The sequence below is a fragment of the uncultured Roseibium sp. genome (assembly GCF_947499295.1).
In the GTDB taxonomy this organism is placed as follows: Bacteria; Pseudomonadota; Alphaproteobacteria; order Rhizobiales; family Stappiaceae; genus Roseibium.
Map to the genome: position 1 here is coordinate 1 of NZ_CANMNP010000138.1, position 464 is coordinate 464.

Sequence of the window (464 nt, forward strand, 5' to 3'; positions counted from 1 at the left end):
AAAGCCAATGGCAAGCTACGACCGCTGGGTATACCGACCCTGACAGACCGCATCGTCCAGCGCGCCATGCTGATGGCCATGGAGCCGATCTGGGAGAGCGACTTCCATCGCCTCTCCTATGGCTTCCGGCCGGAACGCAGCGTGCATCATGCTGTCCGCACCGTGAAGATCCAGCTTCAGGATGGCGGTGGCACGAAGGGCCGCTGGATCATCGAAGGTGATCTGGCAAGCTACTTCGACACGGTTCATCACCGGCTGCTTCTTAAATGCGTACGGCGGCGGGTGCGGGACGGACGGTTTGTCGATCTCCTCTGGCGTATTCTCAAGGCAGGTCACATTGATCGTGGCCTGTTCAGGGCTGCCAGCGAGGGTGTTCCGCAAGGTGGCGTCCTGTCACCGCTCCTGTCCAACATCATGCTCCACGAGTTCGATGTCTGGCTGGAGGCGAAATACCTGAACCGGAA

Annotated in this window: 1 protein-coding gene; it reads left to right on the plus strand. The window is 59.9% G+C overall.

Going from position 1 to position 464, the window contains the following annotated elements:
* A partial coding sequence (locus Q0835_RS30130; protein ID WP_298967191.1) for a reverse transcriptase domain-containing protein occupies positions 1–464 on the plus strand: 464 nt, incomplete at both ends.